We start from the raw sequence: 22,198 nt of genomic DNA on the forward strand, positions 1-22,198 counted from the left end.
AGGAAGAAAAGGGGAGCCATGCTCCCCTTTGCCTTAGGTCTTGGGTCTTAACCCAGGATGTCGGCCATATCCTGCTCCACAGTGGTGGTCAGGCGCAAGCCGGTCTGCTCATGCAGGTGATTGATCAGGTTGGGGGTCAGGAAGCCGGGTACGGTAGGACCGACGCGGATATCCTTGATGCCCAGAGCCAGCAGGGTCAACAGGATGGCGATCGCCTTCTGCTCGAACCAGGACAGAATCAGGGACAGAGGCAGGTCGTTCACGCCGCACTCGAAGGTCTCGGCCAGAGCCAGAGCCAGCTGAATGGCGGAGTAGGCATCGTTGCACTGACCCACGTCCAGCAGACGGGGGATGCCGTTGATGTCACCGAACTCCAGGTCGTTAAACTTGAACTTACCGCAGGCCAGGGTCAGCAGCAGGGTGTCCTGAGGCGCCGCCTTGGTGAATTCGGTGAAGTAGTTACGCTCCTGCTTGTCGCCGTCACAGCCGCCAACCAGGAAGAAGTGACGGATGTTGCCGGCCTTCACCTGTTCTACCACGGCCGGGGCCGCCGCCATCAGGGCGTTACGGGCGAAGCCGGTCATGGTGTAGTGAGGGATCTCGTCGTACTTGAAGCCTTCACATTCCAGAGCCTTGGCGATCACCTCGGCGTAGTCCTGACCGGTGTGGTGAGTCACCCCAGGCCAGCCCACGATGTTGCGGGTGAACAGACGGTCAGCGTAAGAACCTGGGTTGGGATCGATCAGACAGTTGGAGGTCATCACGATAGCACCGGGGAAGTTGGCGAACTCCTTCTGCTGGTTCTGCCAGGCGGAGCCGTAGTTGCCGACCAGGTGAGGGTATTTGCCACCCAGTTCAGGGTAGGCGTGGGCAGGCAGCATCTCACCATGGGTGTAGACGTTGATGCCCTTGTCCTTGGTCTGCTCCAGGATGTGCTGCAGGTCGATGAGATCGTGACCGGACACCAGGATCGCCTTGCCAGCCACAGGCTTCATGTTCACCTTGGTGGGCACCGGATGACCGAAGGCTTCGGTTTCGCCGGCGTCCAGCATCTCCATCACCTTGAAGTTCAGGTGGCCACAGGCCATGGCCAGTTCCAGCAGTTCGTTCAGATCGCTTGGGTCTTCACCCAGACGGGCCATAATGCGGTGGAACTCGGCGTAAACCGCTTCATCCTGCTTCTTCAGAATGCGGGCATGTTCCATGTAAGCGGCCACACCTTTGAGGCCATAGAGCACCAGCAGGCGCAGACCTACGATGTCTTCACCGACGTCATTCAGGCCACGGTTTACCACGGTGGCAGGCGCCTGGCTCAGCATGGCGGCCTTTTCGGCGGTGATCTCGAACTGACCGGCACCGGCCAGAACCTTAGGCTCAACACCCTTAACGGTGCAGGCAGCCTCATAAGCGGCCTTCAGGCGGGCCTTGGTGTCGATCGCCTTGGCGGTGTACTCGATCAGACGGTTCTCATCGAAGTTCACGTTGGTCAGGGTAGAGAAGAATGCCTGGGGAATGTATGCATCTGCATCGGCGTCCACCACACCCACTTCGCGGGCGGCGTGGGCATAGGCGCTTACGCCTTGCAGCATGTAGACCAGTACGTCCTGGAGATCGGAAATCTCAGCGGTCTTGCCGCACATGCCCATGGCATACTGACAGCCATTTCCCACTGGGGTTTGCATGGTTTGCTCACATTGAATACAAAACACGGTGGCGCTCCTTTAAAGTTATATCTGTTATACATGTTTTAGTGGGGCAAGCTTAAAATATCCCCGAACCTCAATAAAGGCATTTTTGATGCAACTTTGCATTGCCTTGACTGGGATCAAATTTATTCCCCTCTATGAGAATTCGAATTTCAGTTTTTTCAGTAATTTCGAATCAGTTGACTTAGAGCAGGTGAATACCGATCCTCCCTCTTTAAGTTGAATCCCTGATCCGTTGCCCAAGGAAAACCATGAAGCACCTGCTCGTCGCCGCCCTGCTGCCCATGACGGCATTTGGCCACTATCTCAATGATCCCATCCTGCCCCCCCAGCATCCCTGGCAAGGGGCCAGTGAACAGCTGCAGCTGCCCGCCTCCGATCCCCTCGCCACCCCGGGAGAGCGCGGCGGCCTGACCCTGAGTCCGGATTACCAGGACAGCTTCGCCTGGCTCGATGCTCTGATTGAGCGCTCCCCCATGCTCAGCAAGGTCAGTCTGGGCAGCTCTCCCCAGGGGCGGGAGATCTGGATGGTGGTGGCGTCGAAGGAGGGTGCCGCCACGCCAGAGGCACTGGCGGCGAACGGCAACCCCACCTTGCTGGTGCAGGCGGGCATTCACGCCGGCGAGATCGACGGCAAGGAGGCGGGCATGATGCTGCTGCGGGATATGGCCCTGGGAGAGAAAGGGACCTTGCTTAACGGCGTCAATCTGCTGTTTGTGCCCATCTTCAATGTGGATGGCCATGAGCGCCGCGACGCCTACAACAGGGTCAACCAGAGGGGACCCGAGGTGATGGGCTGGCGCACCACTGCCACCAACCTCAACCTCAACCGGGACTACGCCAAGGCGGATGCCCCGGAGATGCAGGCGATGATCCGTGCCCTCAATCTTTGGAAGCCTCTTCTATATATAGATGTGCACGTCACCGACGGCATCGACTACCAGTACGACGTCACCTATGGCTACAACCTGGCGGTGGGGCACAGCCCGGCCACCTACCACTGGCTGGATAACATCTACCGGCCCTCGGTCGATGGAGCCCTTAGCCGGGCCGGCCACATACCCGGCCCCCTGGTGTTTGCCATGGACAACACCGACCTGAGTCAGGGGCTCAGTCTGTGGAACCCCTCCCCCCGCTACTCCAATGGCTATGGCGACGCCCGCCATCTGCCCACCATCCTGATTGAGAACCACAGCCTCAAACCCTTCCGTCAGCGGGTGCTGGGGACCTATGTGATGCTGGAACAGACACTGGCGCTGCTGGCAGATAAGGGCGCAGAGCTGCGTCAGGCGGTAAAACAGGATCAGGCCCGCCGGCCGGACCCGCTGATCCTCACCTGGGAGAGCGAACGTCAGCCCAAGGGGTGGGATTTTAAGGGGATCGGTTACACCAAGGAGATCAGCGAAGTAAGCGGTGCCCAGGTGATCCGCTGGAACGGTGAGCCCAAGCTCTACCCCAATCTGCCGGTCACCGGGCGCACCAAGCCCGGAATTCACCGTGCCCGGCCAGCGGCCTACTATATTCCCCCCCAATGGCAGCAGGTGGTGGAGAGGCTGAAACTGCACGGCATCCAGATGACTCAGTTGTCAGAGCCGGTGACTCAGGCCCTGAGTTCCTACCGCCTGGAGCACCAGTTTGCCGACAAGGACTATGAGGGACGCCAGCGGGTGTCGGTCACCGCCACCGAGCACTTTGGCCAGCACACCCTGCCCGAGGGCACCTGGCAGGTCAGCACCGACCAGCCCCTGGCACAACTGGCGATCCAGCTGCTGGAACCCGAAGCCCCAGACTCCCTGCTTCAGTGGGGATTCTTCAACCCTATCTTCACCCGCACCGAATATATTGAGCAGTACGCCGTAGAACCGCTGGCCCGGAAGATGCTGAACAGTGATCCGGCACTGAAAAAAGCCTTTGCTGAAAAACTGGCGGAAGATCCCAGTTTTGCAAATAACCCTCAGGCCCGGCTCCGCTGGTTTTATGAGAATAGTTCCTATTACGACAGCAAATATCAGCAATATCCAGTATTACGAAAAATGGATCCGTAATACTTAGTGATAAACTTTTTCAAGAGCCGATGATTTATTTTAATTGGCTCTTTTTTCCAAAATTCAAAGAAATAAAAAACGTGAGACTTAAAAAGATTGAGGAATATCAAAAAAGGATAAAAGTCTCCAAAAGTGACCCATAGTGACAGGCGTCACAGACAAAATGTCCCACATATTGATCCGCGAAACAGCCAATTTCAGATGTGGAAAGATACAGGTTGCCCATGGTCTGCTAACAAATTTCTTTCACTTTCAACCCCAAAAATAAGACAAAAAATATGGTTCAAGCCTAAATTACCAAAAAACCATGATTCAGATCACGACAACAGGTCGTTAACAGCAAGGGTTGTGGATATATGTCACCAATATTGATCTCGGTCATTATGTCCAACATCGAATTCCATACACTTTCCTTGGCAATCCCGTGTACCCAATGCAAGGATTAAAAAATATGGGACAGTACGACGCTTTATTCTCGCGGGGAAAAAAGCGACTTTCCGAGTTGAAGAAACTCAACGCGGTTAAGTCCACCCCGCTGATGCAACGCCTCGAGAGCCAGGGCATCTCCCGTCGGGAGTTCATGACCTGGTCCGCACAGGTAACCGCTATGCTTTCTCTGCCACTCTCCTTCAGCCCACTGGTGGCCGAAGCGGCAGAGGTCGCCGATCGTGTGCCGCTGATCTGGCTGCACATGGCCGAATGTACCGGTTGTTCCGAATCCCTGATTCGCTGTGACACCCCCTCCATCGACAGTGTCCTCTTCGACCACATCTCTGTGGAATACCATGAGACCCTGATGGCCGCCGCCGGCTGGCAGGCTGAAGAGAACCTGGAGCACGCACTGGAAGCCTACAAAGGCGGCTATGTGCTGGCTGTAGAGGGCGCCATCCCCACCGCCGACAATGGTCACTACCTGACCGTAGGCTGTAAGGGCCACACCGGTACTGAAATCATTCACCACGCAGCCGAAGGCGCCGCCGCCATCGTTTCCGTGGGTACCTGTGCCGCCTTCGGTGGTGTTCAGGCCGCTGCGCCAAACCCAACTGAAGCCAAGGGCGTTGACCAGGTTGTTCACAAGCCCGTTGTGAACCTGGGCGGCTGTCCCCCAAGTGAGAAGAACATCGTGGGCACCCTGATGTACTTCGTCATGTTCGGCAAGCTGCCTCCAATGGACATGTACGGCCGTCCCAAGTGGGCCTACGGCGCACGTGTTCACGACAACTGTGAGCGCCGCGGTCGTTTCGACGCCGGTGAGTTCGTCGAGAAATTTGGTGATAAAGGCGCCAAAGAGGGTTACTGCCTGTACAAGGTAGGTTGTAAGGGTCCTTATACCTACAACAACTGCCCCACCGAGCGCTTCAACCACCACACCAGCTGGCCCGTGCTGGCCGGTCACGGCTGTATCGGTTGTTCCGAGCCCAACTTCTGGGACGCCATGGCCGATTTCGAAAAACCCCTGGGTCGCCGCGATATCCACAGCCTGGATAAGACCGCTGACTTTATCGGCACCGCCATTCTTGGCCTGTCGGTAGTAGGTCTCGGTGCCCACGCCGTAGCCGGTGTGTTTGCCAAAGATGTGGAGGATAAGTGATGAGCAAACGTGTTGTAGTCGATCCAATCACCCGGATTGAAGGTCACCTTCGTGTCGAGGTTGAGGTCGATGAAAATAATGTCATCACCAAAGCCTGGTCCGGCTCCACCCTGTGGCGCGGCATCGAAACCATCCTGAAGGGTCGTAGCCCCATGGATGCTGGTCTGCTGGTTCAGCGTATCTGTGGTGTATGTACCTACTCCCACTACCGCTGCAGTATCGAAGCGGTAGAAGACGCTCTGGATCTGAAGATTCCTGAGAACGCCAAGCTGCTGCGCAGCCTGATGCAGTCCTCCCTGTACATGCATGACCACGTGGTGCACTTCTACCACCTGCATGCCCTGGACTGGGTAGACATCGTCTCCGCTCTGAGCGCCGATCCTGCCAAGGCAGCCCAGGTTGCCATGAAGTACAGCGCCACCCCAATCGCCGCCGGCGAAGGTGAACTGCGCGCCGTACAGGAGCGGGTACAGGGTCTGGTTAACACCGGTAAGCTGGGTCCATTCGCTAACGCCTACTGGGGCAACGGCACCTACAAGTTCTCTCCCGAGCAGAACCTGATCGCCGTATCCCACTACCTGAAGGCCCTGGAAGTTCAGCGTAAAGCTGCCGAGATGCTGGCCATCTTCGGTGGTAAGCAGCCTCACCCACAATCCCTGGTTGTTGGTGGCGTAAGCTGTGTTCGCGACATGCTGTCCCCAGCCCGTCTGCAAGAGTGGAAGCAGAAGCACGCCGAAGTGAACGACTTCATCAACCGTGCCTACCTGCCTGACGTTCTGATGGCTGCCGAAGCGTACAAAGAAGAGCCTTCCGTACTGGGTGGCGTGGGCGTGAAGAACTTCATGGCCGCCGAAGACTTCTACCTGGGCAACGGCGAGTACCTGTTCCAGCCGGGCGTGATCATGAATGGCGACCTGAGCGATGTTCAGGACGTTGATCTGACCCTGATCGAAGAAGACGTGACTCACTCCTGGTACCAGGACGGTGCGGCCCGTCACCCCTATGATGGTGTGACCGAGCCTAACTACACCGGCCTGATCGAGCGTGACACCGTGTACGGTAAGCTGCCTACCTTCGACAACGACGGTAAGTACTCCTGGGTTAAGTCTCCTCGCTACGCCGGTGAGCCCGTCGAGGTTGGCCCTCTGTCCAGCCTGCTGGTGGCCTACGCCCGTGGTAACAAGCAAGTGGTTGGCGCCGTTAACGGTCTGCTGGAAGCCACTGGCCTGCCAGTTGAAGCTCTGTTCACCACCCTGGGCCGTACCGCGTCCCGTCTGGTTCAGACCATGCTGGTTGCCGAGAACAGCCTGAAGACCTTCGATGCCCTGGTGAGCAACATCCTTGTTGATGAGTCCACCTACATCGAGCCGGTTATCGATCCCAACAAAGAGTACAAGGGTGTGGGTGTGATTGAAGCACCTCGCGGCCTGCTCAGCCACTGGATCCGCATCAAGGGTGGCAAGATCGAGAACTACCAGGCTGTGGTACCCACCACCTGGAACTCCGGTCCTGTGGATGCCAACGGCAAGGTTGGTCCTTTCGAGCAGTCCCTGGTTGGCATGAAGCTGGAAGATCCTACCAAGCCTCTGGAGATCATCCGCGTCATCCACTCCTTCGACCCATGTATGGCCTGTGCCGTACACGTGATGGATTACAAAGGCCAGGATCTGGGGCAGTTCCAAGTAGCACCCAACGCCTGCTAAGGAGGAGCTATGTCTAACAAGGTTCCACATTCAAGAGATTACATCTTCACGCCGGTGATCCGTATCTGCCATTGGCTGCGTGCGCTCTCCATCGTGTTGCTGGTAATCTCCGGGTTCTACATCTCCTGGCCCTTTTTGGTCCAGTACGGTGGACCCGACAACCTGATGCAAGGCTGGGTGCGCTTCGGCCACCTGGTTGCAGGTTTCATCCTTGTGGCGATCACCATCATTCGCGCCTATCTTTACTTCTTCAGCAAGAGTGATATTGAGCGGCGTTCATTTCGTGATGTGATCAGTCCCAAGAAGTGGATTGAGAACCTGATGGCCTACGGTTACATGGGCAACATGCACAAGTCCGGTGTATACGGACCCCTGCAGTACATGACCTACTTCGCACTGACCATGGTTATCGTGGTGATGTGTGTGACCGGTCTTATCCTGCACGCCCATGTGTATCACGAAGGACTGGGTGGTGCCTTTATGCCCATCGCCGAAGCCCTGATTCCGATGTTCGGAACCCTGGCCTTTGTGCGTGAGCTGCACCACTTCCTGACCTGGGTATTTGTCATCTTCATGGTTATCCATGTATACATGGCTGTATTCAGTGGCATCCGCTTCAAGCACAACTCTGTGGATTCCATTGTGTCCGGTTATGACTACCACCCAATGAAGCACAAGTAATCGATATGCCAGAAAAAATCCTCATTCTGGGGATTGGCAATGTACTGTACGCCGATGAAGGCATCGGCGTACATTTTGCCAACTACTTCCAGAAAGCTTACAAATTCGAGGGGCAACCTCAGTTGGAATTCATGGACGGCGGCACTCTGGCCAACGCACTGATTCCTCTGATTGCCCCTTATGACCATCTAGTGGTGGTCGACACCATCAACTCAGCGAACGCCAACTACGGCGACGTCTTCTTCTTCGACTTTGACCGGGCCCCCGCCGAGGTGGACTGGCAAGGCAGCGCCCACGAAGTGGAGATGCTGCAAACCCTGAACATGATGGACATGGTGGGCGACAGGCCCAAGACCTATGTCCTGGGTGTGGTGCCCACCGTCCTGGAGTCCATGAGCTTCGAGCTTACCGACCAGGTCAAAGGCGCTGTACCTACCATGGAGAAAGCCCTGGTTGGTCATCTGGAGACCCTGGGGATCCGCGCCACCAAGGTGAAGGATCTCGACATCCAGGCCCTGGCCCACCAATCCTGCGACACCTAAGGACCCCAGCCATGAAGCTGAAGTTTAACTTCCATTGCGACCGTCCGGTCCCCTACTACGCTCATCGCTGCAACCAGCTGCTGACCCACCCCCAGGTACTCACCACAGGCAAAGCCGACAACACCTACTTCTTCATCGCCGAGGGCGATCAGGAACAGTTGTCGGAGCTGGCCGAACAGGTGGGCCAGGAGTGGTCTCTCTCCTGCTGGCTGGAGCGCAGTGAACTGCTTCCGGTTGAGGAGCTCGAGGGCGACGACCACGCCCTGGCTCATGGCCCGGTTCACAACCCCTACTGTGGCTACTGCCGTGACCACCTGCAGCCCTGCCAACACTGCGGCAGTGAGGCTCAGCCCAGCCTGGACAGCGACCAGTTGCAGCAGGCCGTGGACACCTTCCTGGCCAAGGGCCAGTGCACCCTGGCCACCGGCAGCGGCCTGCGCCGCTTCCGTCGCCTCGGCGACATTCAGCCCAGTCAGCTGATGTTCTGCCGCGCCGAAGCCCTGAACTCTGCCCTGCACCTATCCAACCAGGGGGTGCGCCTGCTGAGCAGCCTGGAGAAACCCATGCTGCAACTGCTGCCCAAGGCGGAGTTTGCCAAGGCCAACAAGCTGGCGCACATCACCTATCTGTGCCACCTGGCCGACGACAGGATCTCTCTGCGCCTGGCCCAGAAACTGGCCGATGCCGGTGTGGAGCTGGTGGCCGTCGAAGAGGTGGAGCCTACGCCTAAGCTGGTGCTCACCTTCCTCGAAGAGAAGCCCCTGGCCCTGAGCCACCGCCGCCAGCCGGCCGACCTGCCCTGCCCCGAAGCGCCCCTGTGGGATGACGCGGTGATCGGCGGCTATCGCGCCGAAGTGGACGACGGCAAGCTGACCCTGAGCGAAGATGGTCGTCAGAACATCAACAACCGCTGGGCCGCCGCCTGTGCCCATCACGGTGCCAAGCTGTTCGCTCCCAAGGGCACCACCACCGCCACCCTCTACCTGAGTGGCAGCCGCCCCTCGGGCCTGATCCATCAGGACGACAAGGGTGAGTATCAGTGGCTGGTGAAGCTGCCGGAGCAGTGGATCGCGCCAAACCAGATCCTCAGCACCATCGCCGAAGGCGCCGAGACCGGTGAACGCCTGGTGGCCCGCTTCCGCGAGCTGCATCCTGAGCGTGCCGCCACCCTGGACGCCATGAGCGACGCCCCCATCAGTGGCAACCTGTCCAGCCTGATGGCCCTGGTGGCCTGGTTGCTGCAAGTGGCCGAGCCCGGGGACGACCGCCTCACCGCCGCCCGCAAGTTCACCGCCCTGGCCCTGGGCCATGACGGTAAGAACAGCCCCCGCATCGACTTCAAGCTCAAGCGTGACGACGATGAGGTGCTGACGGTGCAGGCCCACAAGGCGCTGCAGGCAGCGCTCAGCTACGCCATGGCCGATGAGAATAGCATCCAGGCCACCTGCTACGGCCTGGTGGACTCCTTCGCCGACTTCGTCGCCAACTGGGTGGAGCAACTGGATGCGGACGTGGGCATCGATCAGCTGGCCCTGGCCGGGGATGAGTTTGCCTCTCCGGCGCTGATGGATCGCATCCATCGTCGCCTGGGCAACAACTTCCACCTGATGTGGCCCGAGGCGCTGGACTTTGACGGCTCCAACCTGGCCGCCGGTGGTCTGTTCCTCAAGCGCAGGAAGCGTGCATGAGTCTGAGGCGCCAGCACTACCAGATCCTTGGTACGGTACAAGGGGTCGGCTTCCGACCCTTTGTCTACCGCCACGCCACGGACAACGCCCTGACCGGAAATGTCCTCAATGACGCCAACGGCGTCGCCATCGAGGTGCAGGGCACCACGGCACAGCTGGCCGCGTTTGAAGACGCCATGCGCAACCAACTCCCGCCTCTGGCCAAGGTCGATCACCTGTCCATCGAGGATCACCCCATCGATCTGGATGAGGCGGAGTTCATAATTCTGGAAAGCAGCGGCAAGCAGGATGCCCAGGTGGCCCTGGCCACCGACAAAGCCAGTTGCGACGACTGTCTCAACGACATCCGCAACCCTGACAGCCGCTACTTCAACTACCCCTTTACCAACTGCACCAATTGCGGCCCCAGGTACACCATCATCCGCGACCTGCCCTACGACAGGCCCAATACGGCCATGGCAGGCTTCAAGATGTGCCCCGAGTGTGCCAAGGAGTACAAGGATCCCCTCAACCGGCGCTACCACGCCCAGCCAGTCAGTTGTCCCCACTGCGGACCCCAACTGACCTGGCGCAAGGCCAATGGTCAGCCGCTGACGGTCACCGATCCCCTGGCCCACTGCTGCAGCCAGTTGGCCAAAGGCAAGATCATCGCCATCAAGGGGCTGGGGGGCTATCACCTGATGTGTGACGCCACCAGTGACCTGGCGGTGGACACCCTGAGGCGGCGCAAACGCCGCCCCGCCAAACCCCTGGCGGTGATGGTCAAAGACCGTGCCACCGCCGAGACTCTGGTCAGGGGCGATACCGAGGAGTGGGACACCCTCTGCTCCCAGGAGCGTCCCATAACCCTGATGCGCACCCTGGGCAGCGACACGCTGGCCCCGTCTGTGGCACCGGGGATCGATCGCCTGGGACTGTTTCTGCCCTACACCCCCATCCATCAGCTGCTGCTGGAACGGCTGGACCGGCCGCTGGTGGCCACCAGTGCCAACCTCTCCGGCGAGCCGGTGATCACCGAGCTCAGCCAACTGGTGGACAAACTGGGTCATGTGGTGGACGGCATCCTGGATCACGACAGGCCCATACTCAACGCCTGCGACGACTCCGTGGTGCAGGTGGTCGGCGGCCAGACCCAGTGGTGGCGTCTGGCCCGTGGGGTTGCCCCTCAGACCGAGCGCCTGGACAACGAAGCCCAGCTCACCACCCTGGCGGTGGGGGCCCAGCAGAAGAACCGCCTGGCCCTGGCCTTTGGCCAGAGGGCGATCACCAGTCCCCACATCGGCGATCTGGATAACCTGGCCACCGAGGGCTACTTCGAGCACACCCTGGCCCAGCTGCAGCGGATCTACGACCTCAAGGTGGAGCGGCTGGTGACCGACCTGCACCCAGGCTATGGCTCCAGTCAGTGGGCCCAGAACCTGGCTCAGCGACGGGAACTGCCCCTGCTGCAGGTGCAACATCATCACGCCCACATCCTGGCGGTGATGGCGGAGCACAAACGCACCGACAAGGTGCTGGGATTTGCCTTCGACGGAACCGGCCTGGGCGACGACGGTCAGATGTGGGGTGGCGAAGTGATGCTGGCCGACACCCAGGGCTACACCCGGCTGCACTACGTCAAACCCTTCCGCCTGATTGGCGGGGAACAGGCGATCAAGCACCCGGTACGGGTGGCCCTCTCCCTGATGTTCCAGCACTACTCCCTAGAGGAGGTGCAGGCCAGTGGCTGGCCTCAGAAGTTCGGCATCAAGGATATGGCCCTGAAGAACATGCACCTGATGTGGCAGCGGGGGATCAACGCCCCCTACTCCAGCTCCATGGGCCGCCTGTTCGACGCCATGGCTTGCTTCCTGCAATTGTGCCGGGAGACCGACTTCGACGGTCAGGCCGGGATGCTGCTAGAAGCCGCCGCCGAGCAGTGCCAGGACAGCGAGGTCAACCTGCTGAGCCTGCCCGCCAGCATCGGCCCCATTATCGATACCGCCCCCCTGGTGCATCAGATGATGACCCTGGGGCACAGCAAGCTGGACACCGCCACCTGGGCCCGGGCCTTCATCAACGCCGTTGCCCAGATGATGGTCAGCCTGATGGAACGCTACCCGGACTACCCCATGGTGCTCAGTGGCGGCGTCATGATGAACCGTTGCCTGCTGGAGCGCCTGCAGGCCACCATGGGCGATCACCAGGCCCGCTGGCTCTGGCCCGAGCGCACCGCCGTCAATGACGGCAGCATCGCCCAGGGGCAGCTCTGGTATGCCCTAAACCAGGAGTAACTCCCCCGAGGGGCCGGTTTCGGCCCCTCGAGTACCCAAAACTACGACACCCACCACAGAGTAAATGCCACTAACATGACCCAGGTCACGAAAGTCATGGGGGTGTTGTCGAATAATGTTCGAAATGTAAACAAGGGACCATTCAGACCATGTGTTTATCCATTCCCTCTCAGGTGGTAGAACTGCACCCTGAAGACACCACCGCCACCGTCGACACCATGGGCGTAACCCGCAGGGTGAGTACTCACCTGATCAGCGAGCCCCTGAACGTGGGCGATTATGTGCTGATCCACGTCGGCTTCGCCATGAACAAGATCGATGAGGAAGCGGCCAAGGAGAGCCTCGAGCTCTACAAAGAGATTGTCGAAAAGATGGAGGCGGAAGATGTCTGATCTGGCCCTGAAGGATCTCTATCAGGGATTTCGGGACCCGGAGACCATCAAGGCGCTGCTGAAGCAGATTGCCGACAAGGCCCCCGGCCTGAAGGAACCCCTGAAGATCATGGAGGTGTGCGGCGGCCACACCCACAGCATCATGAAATACGGCATCCACCAGGCACTGCCGGACAACATCGAATTTATCCACGGCCCTGGCTGCCCCGTGTGCGTCATGCCCAAAGAGCGCATCGACCAGGCGATCGCCCTGGCCCAGCAGCCTGACGTGATTCTGACTACCCTGGGTGACATGATCCGGGTGCCCGGCTCCAAATCCAGCCTGGCCCAGGCCCGTGCCCAGGGCGCCGACGTGCGCCCCCTGTACGACCCCATGGACGCGGTGAAGCTGGCCCAGGAAAACCCGGACAAGACGGTGATCTATTTCGCCATCGGCTTCGAAACCACCACCCCGATGACTGCGGTACTGGTGCAGATGGCAGACCAGCTGGGGCTGACCAACCTGCTGCTGCACGTCAACCATGTTCTGGTACCACCTGCGGTGCACGCGGTGATGGCGGACGGCCAGGCCAAGGTCAACGCCTTCATCGGCCCCTCCCACGTCAGCGTGATCACCGGCGCCAAGGTGTACCAGCCCATCGTCGACGCCTACCAGACGCCGGTTGTGGTCTCAGGCTTCGAGCCTGTGGACGTGCTGGAAGCGGTGCTGATGCTGGTGGAGCAGAAACTGGCGGACAAGGCGGAGCTGGAGATCCAGTACACCCGTGCCGTGACCATCGATGGCAACACAGGTGCCCAGGCGATGGTGGACAAGTACCTGGCGGTGCGCCCCGAGTTCCGCTGGCGCGGCCTGGGCAATATCCCCAACTCCGCCCTGGGGCTCTCCCCGGACTACCCGCACCTCAATGCCGAGATCAAGTTCAAGGATATCCTGCCCAGCGAAGAGCTGGACGACCACAAGGCCTGCATGTGCGGCGATATCCTCAAGGGTCTGGCCAAGCCCACCGACTGTAAGGTGTTCGGCCGCGGCTGCACCCCGCAAACCCCGATGGGCAGCTGCATGGTCAGCTCAGAGGGCGCCTGTCACGCCCACTTTAAGTACGGAGAAGTGATTCTATGACCGCCACCGACAACAAACGCCGCATTCAACTGAGCCACGGTGGCGGTGGTGTCGAGATGAACCAGCTGATTCGTAAGCTGTTCTTCAAGTACTTCAGCAACGAGATCCTGATCCGGGACGAAGACGCCGCCCGGCTGGATATCCAGGGCCCCCTGGCGTTTACCACCGACAGCTTCACCGTCAGCCCCCGCCAGTTCAAGGGAGGCGATCTGGGTAAGATCGCCGTGGCCGGCACGGTCAATGACCTGGCCATGGCCGGCGCCATCCCCCAGTATCTGAGCTGCGGCTTCATCATCGAAGAGGGTCTTACCTTCGCCGAGCTGGAGACCCTGGTGAAATCCATGGCTGAGGAGCTGGAGAAGAGCGGAGCCCGCATCGTCTGCGGCGACACCAAGGTGGTGCCCAAGGGCGCCGCCGACGGCATCTTCATCAACACCTCGGGTGTGGGCCAGTGCATCGCCAACCCCTCCTGGAAGAAACTGGAGGTGGGCGACGCCATCCTGGTCTCCCGGGACGTCGGCCGCCACGGCGCCTGCATCCTGGCCAGTCGTGAAGGGATGGCCCTGGAGGGGGATCTCGCCTCCGACTGCGCCACCCTGTGGGACGACGTCAAGCGCCTGCTGGACGCCGGCATCGAGGTGCGCGCCATGCGCGACGCCACCCGGGGCGGTCTGGCCGCGGTACTCAACGAGTGGGCCGCCAGCCGCGAGCTGGGGATCAAGGTCGAACAGGATCAGGTGCCCATCGCCGACGAGGTGCAGGGGCTGTGTGAACTGTTTGGCTTCGAACCCATGGAGCTGGCCAACGAGGGCACCTTTGTCCTCGGCGTCCCCGCGGATCAGGCGGAACAGGCCCTGGCCCTGCTGAAACAGGGGCAGGAGAGCGCCGCCATCATTGGCACCGTGGTGGAGCAGCACGTGGGTAAGGTGGTCCTCACCTCTCCCTGGGGCAGCCAGCGTTACCTGGAGCTGCCCAAAGGGGAACTGCTGCCGCGGATCTGCTAAGACCCGTTATCCGGATTTAAAGGGCGCCTCGGCGCCCTTTTTGCTGCCTGAGTCCCTGACAGAACCACTTTTGCGCTGATATAATTCCGCCTTAACTCTCCTGAAGGACATATCTGAATGAGCATTGAAAACACTCTGATGCAGCGTGGCGACTCCAAGTGCGAGTTGTGTGGTAGTAACGATCAGCTGAGCGTGTATGACGTGCCACCGGTAGAGAAGAGCACCGAAGAGAAAGCGGTGCTGGCCTGCGTCAAATGCCAGGGCGAGCTGCCCGACGACGCCCAGCTGGACGCCAACCACTGGCGCTGCCTGAACGACGCCATGTGGAGCCAGGTGCCCGCGGTACAGGTGGTGGCTTACCGCATGCTGCACCGCCTGACCAAACAGGGTGAGACCTGGGCTCAGGATCTGCTGGACATGATCTACATGGAAGAGGATGTCAAAGCCTGGGCCGACGCCGGCCTGCCTGAGGAAGCGGACCCCGACGCCATTGTCCACAAGGACAGCAACGGCGACGTGCTGCTGGCCGGTGACACCGTCCACCTGATCAAAGATCTGGTGGTCAAGGGCGGCAACTTTACCGCCAAGCGTGGCACCCCGGTACGCAACATCGGCCTGACCAACAACCCCGAGCACATCGAGGGCCGGGTCAACGGTCAGCGTATCGTGATCCTCACCCAGTATGTGAAAAAGTCCAAGCAGGGCGAATAAGCCTGCATGGAGCAGAAAAGGCGGCCCGATGGCCGCCTTTTTTATTTATAACAATGATTTAAAACAGTTTAATCCCGTCGACAATCTGAGAGACTCAGCCTTTCCCCACCGAGAATGGAGCTCTCATGATTCGACCCGCACTGCTGCTGTCCCTGCTGACCCTCCCGGCCATCGCCTGCCCCACGCTGCCGGACCCTGTGGTGTCGCTGCTGGACAGTCAGCACCATGACACCCTGCTGTTAGGGGAGATGCATGGCACCAACGAAGCCCCGCAAGCGGCCTACGCCACCATCTGCCACCAGGCCAGCAAGCTCGACCAGCCGCTTATCGTCGGCCTGGAGCTCAACGCCGAGGATCTGGACTTCGGCGGCGACCTCAACCGACTCAAAGCCCAGATCCAGGCCTCCACAGACTGGCAGACGGTGTTTGACGGGCGCAGCAGCCGCGCCCTGTATCAGCTGCTGGAGCGGCTCCACCCCCTGGTAAAATCGGGCGAGATTCAGGTGGTGGGCTTTAACTACAAGCACGATCCCAGGGATCTGCGCATGGCCGAGAACCTGCGCCCCTACCTTGGCCAGCCCATAGTGATCTACAGTGGCAACTGGCACACCCAAACAGTACATGGTAATCGCTGGGCCCCGGACGCCAAAATGATGGGTGCCTATCTAAAAGGGTGGGGCGCAAACACCCTGAGCATTAGGCTCTATAGCGGCAATGGCACTGCCTGGTTTTGGGAAGAGGATGGTCAGAAGGTCTACACCCTCACAAACAGACAAAGTGCCCCCGCAGGCACCCTCAAGCCGGCATCACAAGAGCGCGGCTATCACTATATCTGGCACCTGGGGCCGGTGACCGCCTCCCTGCCCCAGCTCAAGCCCGCAGAGGGCAACTAAAAAAGGCGCCCGGTGGGCGCCTTATTCAGCTCGAGGAGATTACTCCCACTCGATGGTCGCCGGCGGCTTACCGGAGATGTCGTACACCACCCGGGAGATGCCGTCGATCTCGTTGATGATGCGGTTGGACACCTTGCCCAGGAAGTCATATGGCAGGTGGGCCCAGTGGGCGGTCATGAAGTCGATGGTCTCCACCGCACGCAGGGACACCACCCAGTCGTACTTGCGGCCATCGCCCATCACCCCAACGGAGCGGACCGGCAGGAACACGGTGAACGCCTGGGACACCTTGTTGTACAGATCCGCCTTGTGCAGCTCCTCGATGAAGATGGCATCGGCGCGGCGCAGCAGGTCACAATACTCCTTCTTCACCTCGCCCAGCACCCGCACACCCAGGCCTGGACCGGGGAAGGGATGACGGTAGAGCATGTTGTAGGGCAGACCCAGTTCCAGGCCAATCTTGCGCACCTCATCCTTGAACAGCTCGGTCAGCGGCTCCACCAGGCCCAGCTCCATATCTTCGGGCAGGCCGCCCACGTTGTGGTGGGACTTGATCACATGGGCCTTGCCGGTGGCGGCACCGGCAGATTCGATGACGTCGGGGTAGATGGTGCCCTGGGCCAGCCATTTCACGTCCTGGATCTTGGCCGCTTCCTCGTCGAACAGCTCCACGAAGGTGTGGCCGATGATCTTACGCTTGGCTTCAGGATCCGCTTCACCCTCCAGGGCGTCCAGGAAGCGCTGCTCGGCGTCGACGCGGACGATGTTCAGGCCGAAGTGGTCGCCGAACATCTCCATCACCTGATCGCCTTCATCCAGGCGCAGCAGGCCGTTGTCGACAAACACACAGGTCAGCTGGTCACCGATGGCACGGTGCAGCAGCATGGCCACCACGGAGGAGTCCACACCACCGGACAGGCCCAGGATCACCTTATCGCCGCCCACCTTCTCCTTAATGCGCTCGATGGCGTCATCGATGATGGCGGCGGAGGTCCACTTGGCCTCGCAACCACAGATGTTCAGAACGAAGTGCTCCAGCATCCGCTTACCCTGCTTGGAGTGGGTCACCTCGGGGTGGAACTGCACGCCGTAGAAGTGACGGGACTCGTCGGCCATGGCCGCATAGGGGCAGGTCTCGGTCTCGGCCACCTTGGTGAAACCTTCGGGGATGGCGGTCACCTTGTCACCGTGGCTCATCCACACATCCAGCAGCGCCTTGCCGTCGTGGTCGATAGCGTCTTCGATGTTCTCAAACAGCTGGGTGGCTTCCAGGACCTTCACCTGGGCGTAGCCAAACTCGCGCTTGTCGGAGCAGGACACCTTGCCGCCCAGCTGCTCGGCCATGGTCTGCATGCCGTAGCACACGCCCAGCACCGGCACACCGGCGCTGAACACATACTCGGGGGCACGGGGGGAGTTGTCTGCGGCCACAGACTCGGGGCCGCCGGAGAGGACGATGCCGGTGGGGGCAAATTCGCGAATCTTCTCTTCGGGCACATCCCAGCCCCACAGCTCGCAGTAGACGCCGATCTCACGGATGCGGCGGGCGATCAGCTGGGTGTACTGGGAACCAAAATCCAGGATAAGGATACGATGGTCGTGGATGTTGCTCATCTTATTCGGGTCTCATTATTGTGATGGTTGGGTACGAGGGCGAACTCTTGCCCTGCGGCCTATGGCCTGTCGTTATTCTTTACCTGGCTAGAAGAAAGGGGGCAGACCTGCCCCCTTTTCAGCCTTAACCCATACGGTAGTTGGGCGCTTCCTTGGTGATGGTCACGTCGTGAACGTGGCTCTCCTTGATGCCGGCGCCGCTGATGCGGACGAACTCGGCCTTGGTGCGCAGCTCTTCGATGGTGCCGCAACCGGTCAGACCCATGCAGGAGCGCAGGCCGCCCAACTGCTGGTGAATGATCTCCTTGAGCTTGCCCTTATAGGGGATGCGCCCTTCGATGCCTTCGGGCACCAGCTTGTCGGCGGCGTTGTCGCTCTGGAAGTAGCGGTCGGAGGAGCCCTTGGTCATGGCCCCCAGGGAGCCCATGCCACGGTAGGACTTGAAGGCACGACCCTGGTACAGCTCAATTTCGCCCGGGGCCTCTTCGGTGCCGGCAAACAGGGAACCGGCCATGATCAGGCTGGCGCCGGCGGCGATCGCCTTGGCGATGTCACCGGAGAAGCGGATGCCACCGTCGGCAATCACGGGGATGCCATACTCGTTGGCCACGGACGCGGCTTCGGCCACGGCGGTGATCTGAGGCACGCCGACGCCGGTAACGATGCGGGTGGTACAGATGGAGCCTGGGCCGATGCCCACTTTCACCGCGTCGACACCGGCTTCAATCAGGGCACGGGCACCTTCGGCGGTGGCGACGTTGCCACCGATGATCTGCACATCGGGGAAGGCTTCACGGGTGGCACGGATACGCTGCAGCACCCCTTCGGAGTGGCCGTGGGAGGAGTCGATCAGCAGTACGTCCACACCGGCTTCCACCAGGGCGGCAACCCGATCTTCGTTGCCTTCACCGGCACCGACGGCGGCGCCGACGCGCAGGCTGCCCTTCTCATCCTTACAGGCGTTAGGCTTGCGCTCCGCCTTTTCGAAGTCTTTCACGGTGATCAGGCCGGTGAGACGGAACTCAGGGGTCACCACCAGCACCTTCTCGATGCGGTGCTTCTGCATCACCTGCTGAGCCTGCTCCAGAGGGGTGCCCTCAATCACGGTCACCAGGCGAGACTTGGTGGTCATGACGTCGGCGACCTTCTTGGACAGGTCCTTGACGAAACGAACGTCACGGCCGGTGATGATGCCCACCAGCTCGTTGCCCTCGGTCACCACAGGGTAACCGGCGAAACCGTTCTCTTCGGTGATCTCTTTCAGCTGGGCGATGGTCAGTTCCGGGGTGACGGTCACGGGGTCGGCAACGATGCCAGCCTCGTACTTCTTCACCATGCGAACCTGGGCCGCCTGCTGTTCAATGCTCATATTCTTGTGGATAAAGCCGATGCCACCTTCCTGAGCCATGGCGATCGCCAGACGGCCTTCGGTCACGGTGTCCATGGCGGCAGTCACCATAGGAATATTCAGCTTGATGGTTTTGGTCAGTTGGGTGCCAAGCTCTGCGGTGTTCGGAAGAACAGTGGAGTGGGCAGGGACGAGCAGTACGTCGTCAAAGGTAAGCGCTTCTTGTTTAATTCTTAGCATGGCAACATTTCACCGGTAGGGTTTATGGGTGTAGTAAAATATTGCCGGGGAATTATAGGGATCCGGGCTTGCCACTTCAATCATTTCTTGTTACTAATTTCAGATCATTTCATGAACCCCGGTTCTCCCCTTGTCAAATCAGATCCTTACCGTCTCTGCCCTCAACCGTCAGCTCAAGGCCACATTGGAGCAACAGTGGGGACGGGTTTGGCTCACTGGCGAGATCTCCAACCTGGCCACCCCCTCCTCCGGACACTGGTATTTCACCCTGAAAGATGAGCGCAGTCAGCTGCGTTGTGCCATGTTCCGTGGACGCAACAACAGGGTGACCTTCCGCCCCAGAGATGGCATGCAGGTGCTGGTTCGGGCCCAGGTGACCCTGTATGAACCCAGGGGCGACATGCAGCTGCTGGTGGACAGCATGCAACCGGCGGGAGACGGGTTGCTGAAACAGCAGTTTGAAGAGCTGAAAATGCGCCTGGCCGCCGAAGGGTTGTTTGCCTCCGGTGCCAAGCAGCCCCTGCCGGATCCCATCCAGACCCTGGGGATCATCACCAGCCCCACCGGCGCCGCCATCCACGATGTGCTGTCGGTGCTTAAGCGGCGCAACCCGGCGCTCAAGGTGATCCTCTATCCCACCCAGGTTCAGGGCCGTGAAGCGATTCCCAGCCTGTGCCGGGCCATCGAGGTGGCCAATGAGCGGGACGAGGTGGACTGCCTGCTGCTGACCCGGGGCGGAGGCTCTTTGGAGGATCTCTGGTGCTTCAATGAGGAGGCGGTGGCCCGGGCGGTGTTCGCCTCACGTCTGCCCATCGTCTCCGCCGTGGGCCACGAAGTGGACGTCACCATCGCCGATTTTGTGGCGGATCTGCGCGCCCCCACCCCCTCGGCGGCGGCAGAGATGCTCTCCGGGGATCAGCGCCATCAGCGCCAGGCGATCGCCAACCTTCAGCATCGCCTGAATCACGCCATAGGCCGGACCCTGCAACAGCAGCACAGCCGCCTCTCCCTGCTGGACTCCCGCCTGGCAGCGGCCCACCCCAGCCGGCAACTGGCCACCCTCAGCCAACGGCTGGATGAGCAGCAACTCAGGCTGCACCACGCCATGAGCCAGAAGTTGGCCCAGGAAAACCGGCGTCTGGATAATCTGACCACCCGGCTGCAGGCCTGGCAGCCACAACGCCAGGTTCGCCAGCGCCAAGAGCTACTGACCAGCCTGTCACAACGGCTGCAGCGCGGCATGAGTTCCCTGACCGAGCGCAAGAACCAGCAGCTGGCCGCCCAGGCTCAGGCCCTCAATGCCATCAGTCCCCTGGCAGTACTGGGACGCGGCTACGCCATCTTGCAGGATGAGTCGGGCAAGGCGCTCACCGACGCCAGTCAGGTGCAGGTTGGCGACAGCCTTAACGCCCGGCTGCACCGGGGAGAACTCAGCCTCAAGGTCGAGGGCACCACTCCTGCTGCAGACTGACGGGCGCTACCTGTCGGTCACCTCCAGCCAGAAGGCAGGCAGCTTCAGTCCGGGCTTGGCCCGTTTTCCCGCCTTGATGGTGGCCCCGATCCAGATCTCCGCCCCCTCTCTCCCCGGATTCTCCAGGTTGGTTACCGGAAAACGCTTATAGGTGCGGTTGCGATAACGCACCTTGAAGCCACGCAGATTGACCTTGGCCTCATTGCCCAGGTTGGCGATGTCTATGCTGATGGGCCTTTTGCTGTTTGAGGTGATGCGATACTTGGCCTGATGGTAGTAGCTGTCCAGCAACTCCACATTGGTGGATCCCCCCAGTCCTCCCTTCCAGGTCAACACCACCCGGCTGGCCTTATCGCTGTTCTTGATGGCCGTGGGATAGGTCAGGCTCTGCAGCTCAGTCAACCACACCTTGGCATGCACCTGAAAGGGGAGCAACACCAACAGTGGTGCCAGCAATGATTTACATAAGGGTCTCATTTTATTTCTATTATCCGACCAAATTGCTATGGAATTCGAATCTTAATTTTGTTATCAATTTGATTCAAGATGTTTCAATTTGTTAAACATCTGCCTTCCACAGGGAGGTGGAGGATAATTATAAGCTCGAGGTCGGGCCCGAAACGGAGGGGCTCAGGGGCAATACTCAAAGCACTTTGGGAAATACAATAAATGAAAAAAATTGCCATTATCTCTGTACTGGCTGCAGGCGTCTCTACCCTGGCCGTGGCCCAGGAGTTCACCGCCACCTTCAATCTGATCCAACCCGTGGACATCGCCGAAACCACTCAGCTGGACTTCGGTAACGTCAAACTAGGCAACAACATCACCTGTACCCTGGCTCCGGCCGACGGCGCCGCCAGCGGCGATGCCTGCCTGAGCAGCAGCGGTACCGCCGGCGTCTTCACCATCTCAGGAGACGCCAATCGCAACGTGGCCGTTACCCTCAACGACGGCAGCGGCAGCGGCGTGACCTTCGCCCCCGCGGCCAGCCAGAGCTTCGATTCTGCCGTTGCCCTCGATGGCGATGGGAAGCTGGTCTTCAATCTTGGCGGCACCCTGACCGTCAGCGATACCGCCAGCGCCGGTGCCGGCAGCGTCACCTACACCATCGACGTGGCTTACCAGTAAGCCTTTTCCCACACCATAACCATAACCGCCGGCGCCCCATGTGACGCA

Annotated in this window: 18 protein-coding genes; 14 read left to right on the forward strand and 4 right to left on the reverse strand. The window is 60.1% G+C overall.

The window, feature by feature from the left end; translation table 11 throughout:
* Positions 1-47: 47 nt before the first annotated feature.
* The gene (gene hcp, locus QUE41_RS17465; protein ID WP_286340262.1) at positions 48-1,709 is read right to left on the reverse strand and encodes a hydroxylamine reductase; all 1,662 of its coding nucleotides are present in this window, start codon (positions 1,707-1,709) and stop codon (positions 48-50) included.
* Between the two features lie 248 nt (positions 1,710-1,957).
* On the opposite strand from hcp, the gene QUE41_RS17470 reads away from it, so the two are divergent.
* The 12 genes from QUE41_RS17470 (at position 1,958) to QUE41_RS17525 (ending at position 16,349) form a co-directional block, all read left to right on the forward strand.
* Positions 1,958-3,751: a M14 family metallopeptidase gene (locus QUE41_RS17470; RefSeq protein WP_286340263.1), complete on the forward strand. Its 1,794-nt coding sequence runs from the start codon at positions 1,958-1,960 to the stop codon at positions 3,749-3,751.
* Between the two features lie 451 nt (positions 3,752-4,202).
* On the forward strand, positions 4,203-5,342 hold the full coding sequence (locus QUE41_RS17475; RefSeq protein WP_286340264.1) for a hydrogenase small subunit: 1,140 nt from the start codon (positions 4,203-4,205) through the stop codon (positions 5,340-5,342).
* On the forward strand, positions 5,342-7,045 hold the full coding sequence (locus tag QUE41_RS17480) for a nickel-dependent hydrogenase large subunit (RefSeq protein WP_286340265.1): 1,704 nt from the start codon (positions 5,342-5,344) through the stop codon (positions 7,043-7,045). Before QUE41_RS17475 ends, QUE41_RS17480 begins: the two co-directional genes overlap by 1 nt.
* 9 nt (positions 7,046-7,054) lie before the next feature.
* A complete protein-coding gene (gene cybH / locus QUE41_RS17485; RefSeq protein ID WP_286340266.1) occupies positions 7,055-7,726 on the forward strand; it encodes a Ni/Fe-hydrogenase, b-type cytochrome subunit in 672 nt (223 codons plus the stop codon).
* Between the two features lie 5 nt (positions 7,727-7,731).
* Complete coding sequence (locus QUE41_RS17490) at positions 7,732-8,268, forward strand: HyaD/HybD family hydrogenase maturation endopeptidase (RefSeq protein ID WP_286340267.1); 537 nt, start codon at positions 7,732-7,734, stop codon at positions 8,266-8,268.
* An 11-nt stretch (positions 8,269-8,279) separates the two neighbouring features.
* The gene (locus QUE41_RS17495) at positions 8,280-9,956 is read left to right on the forward strand and encodes a hypothetical protein (protein ID WP_286340268.1); all 1,677 of its coding nucleotides are present in this window, start codon (positions 8,280-8,282) and stop codon (positions 9,954-9,956) included.
* Entirely contained in the window at positions 9,953-12,229 is a 2,277-nt protein-coding gene (gene hypF / locus QUE41_RS17500) for a carbamoyltransferase HypF (protein WP_286340269.1), read from the forward strand. Before QUE41_RS17495 ends, hypF begins: the two co-directional genes overlap by 4 nt.
* Positions 12,230-12,378: 149 nt before the next feature.
* Positions 12,379-12,621: a HypC/HybG/HupF family hydrogenase formation chaperone gene (locus tag QUE41_RS17505; protein WP_136851261.1), complete on the forward strand. Its 243-nt coding sequence runs from the start codon at positions 12,379-12,381 to the stop codon at positions 12,619-12,621.
* Positions 12,614-13,741 carry a hydrogenase formation protein HypD gene (gene hypD / locus QUE41_RS17510; protein WP_286340270.1) on the forward strand — a complete coding sequence of 376 codons (1,128 nt, stop codon included), beginning with the start codon at positions 12,614-12,616 and terminating at the stop codon, positions 13,739-13,741. Before QUE41_RS17505 ends, hypD begins: the two co-directional genes overlap by 8 nt.
* Complete coding sequence (gene hypE, locus QUE41_RS17515; protein ID WP_286340271.1) at positions 13,738-14,745, forward strand: hydrogenase expression/formation protein HypE; 1,008 nt, start codon at positions 13,738-13,740, stop codon at positions 14,743-14,745. Before hypD ends, hypE begins: the two co-directional genes overlap by 4 nt.
* 117 nt (positions 14,746-14,862) lie before the next feature.
* The gene (locus QUE41_RS17520; RefSeq protein ID WP_028110922.1) at positions 14,863-15,456 is read left to right on the forward strand and encodes a PhnA domain-containing protein; all 594 of its coding nucleotides are present in this window, start codon (positions 14,863-14,865) and stop codon (positions 15,454-15,456) included.
* A gap of 125 nt (positions 15,457-15,581) precedes the next feature.
* Positions 15,582-16,349 carry a TraB/GumN family protein gene (locus QUE41_RS17525; protein WP_286340272.1) on the forward strand — a complete coding sequence of 256 codons (768 nt, stop codon included), beginning with the start codon at positions 15,582-15,584 and terminating at the stop codon, positions 16,347-16,349.
* Positions 16,350-16,388: 39 nt separating this feature from the next.
* On the opposite strand, the gene guaA is transcribed toward QUE41_RS17525, so the two are convergent.
* Positions 16,389-17,963: a glutamine-hydrolyzing GMP synthase gene (gene guaA, locus QUE41_RS17530; RefSeq protein WP_286340273.1), complete on the reverse strand. Its 1,575-nt coding sequence runs from the start codon at positions 17,961-17,963 to the stop codon at positions 16,389-16,391.
* A 124-nt stretch (positions 17,964-18,087) separates the two neighbouring features.
* Positions 18,088-19,551 carry an IMP dehydrogenase gene (gene guaB / locus QUE41_RS17535; protein WP_286340274.1) on the reverse strand — a complete coding sequence of 488 codons (1,464 nt, stop codon included), beginning with the start codon at positions 19,549-19,551 and terminating at the stop codon, positions 18,088-18,090.
* A gap of 130 nt (positions 19,552-19,681) precedes the next feature.
* Between guaB and xseA the strand changes: the two genes are divergently transcribed.
* Positions 19,682-21,022, forward strand: coding sequence for an exodeoxyribonuclease VII large subunit (gene xseA, locus QUE41_RS17540; RefSeq protein ID WP_286340275.1), 1,341 nt, complete (start codon positions 19,682-19,684; stop codon positions 21,020-21,022).
* Between the two features lie 6 nt (positions 21,023-21,028).
* Here the strand turns inward: xseA and QUE41_RS17545 are convergent, their stop codons facing one another.
* Entirely contained in the window at positions 21,029-21,499 is a 471-nt protein-coding gene (locus QUE41_RS17545) for a hypothetical protein (protein ID WP_286340276.1), read from the reverse strand.
* A gap of 192 nt (positions 21,500-21,691) precedes the next feature.
* Between QUE41_RS17545 and QUE41_RS17550 the strand changes: the two genes are divergently transcribed.
* Positions 21,692-22,150 (forward strand): DUF4402 domain-containing protein, encoded by a 459-nt coding sequence (locus QUE41_RS17550; protein ID WP_286340277.1) that lies wholly within the window; start codon positions 21,692-21,694, stop codon positions 22,148-22,150.
* Positions 22,151-22,198 lie beyond the last annotated feature (48 nt).

Source organism: Ferrimonas sp. YFM (assembly GCF_030296015.1).
Taxonomy (GTDB): Bacteria; Pseudomonadota; Gammaproteobacteria; order Enterobacterales; family Shewanellaceae; genus Ferrimonas.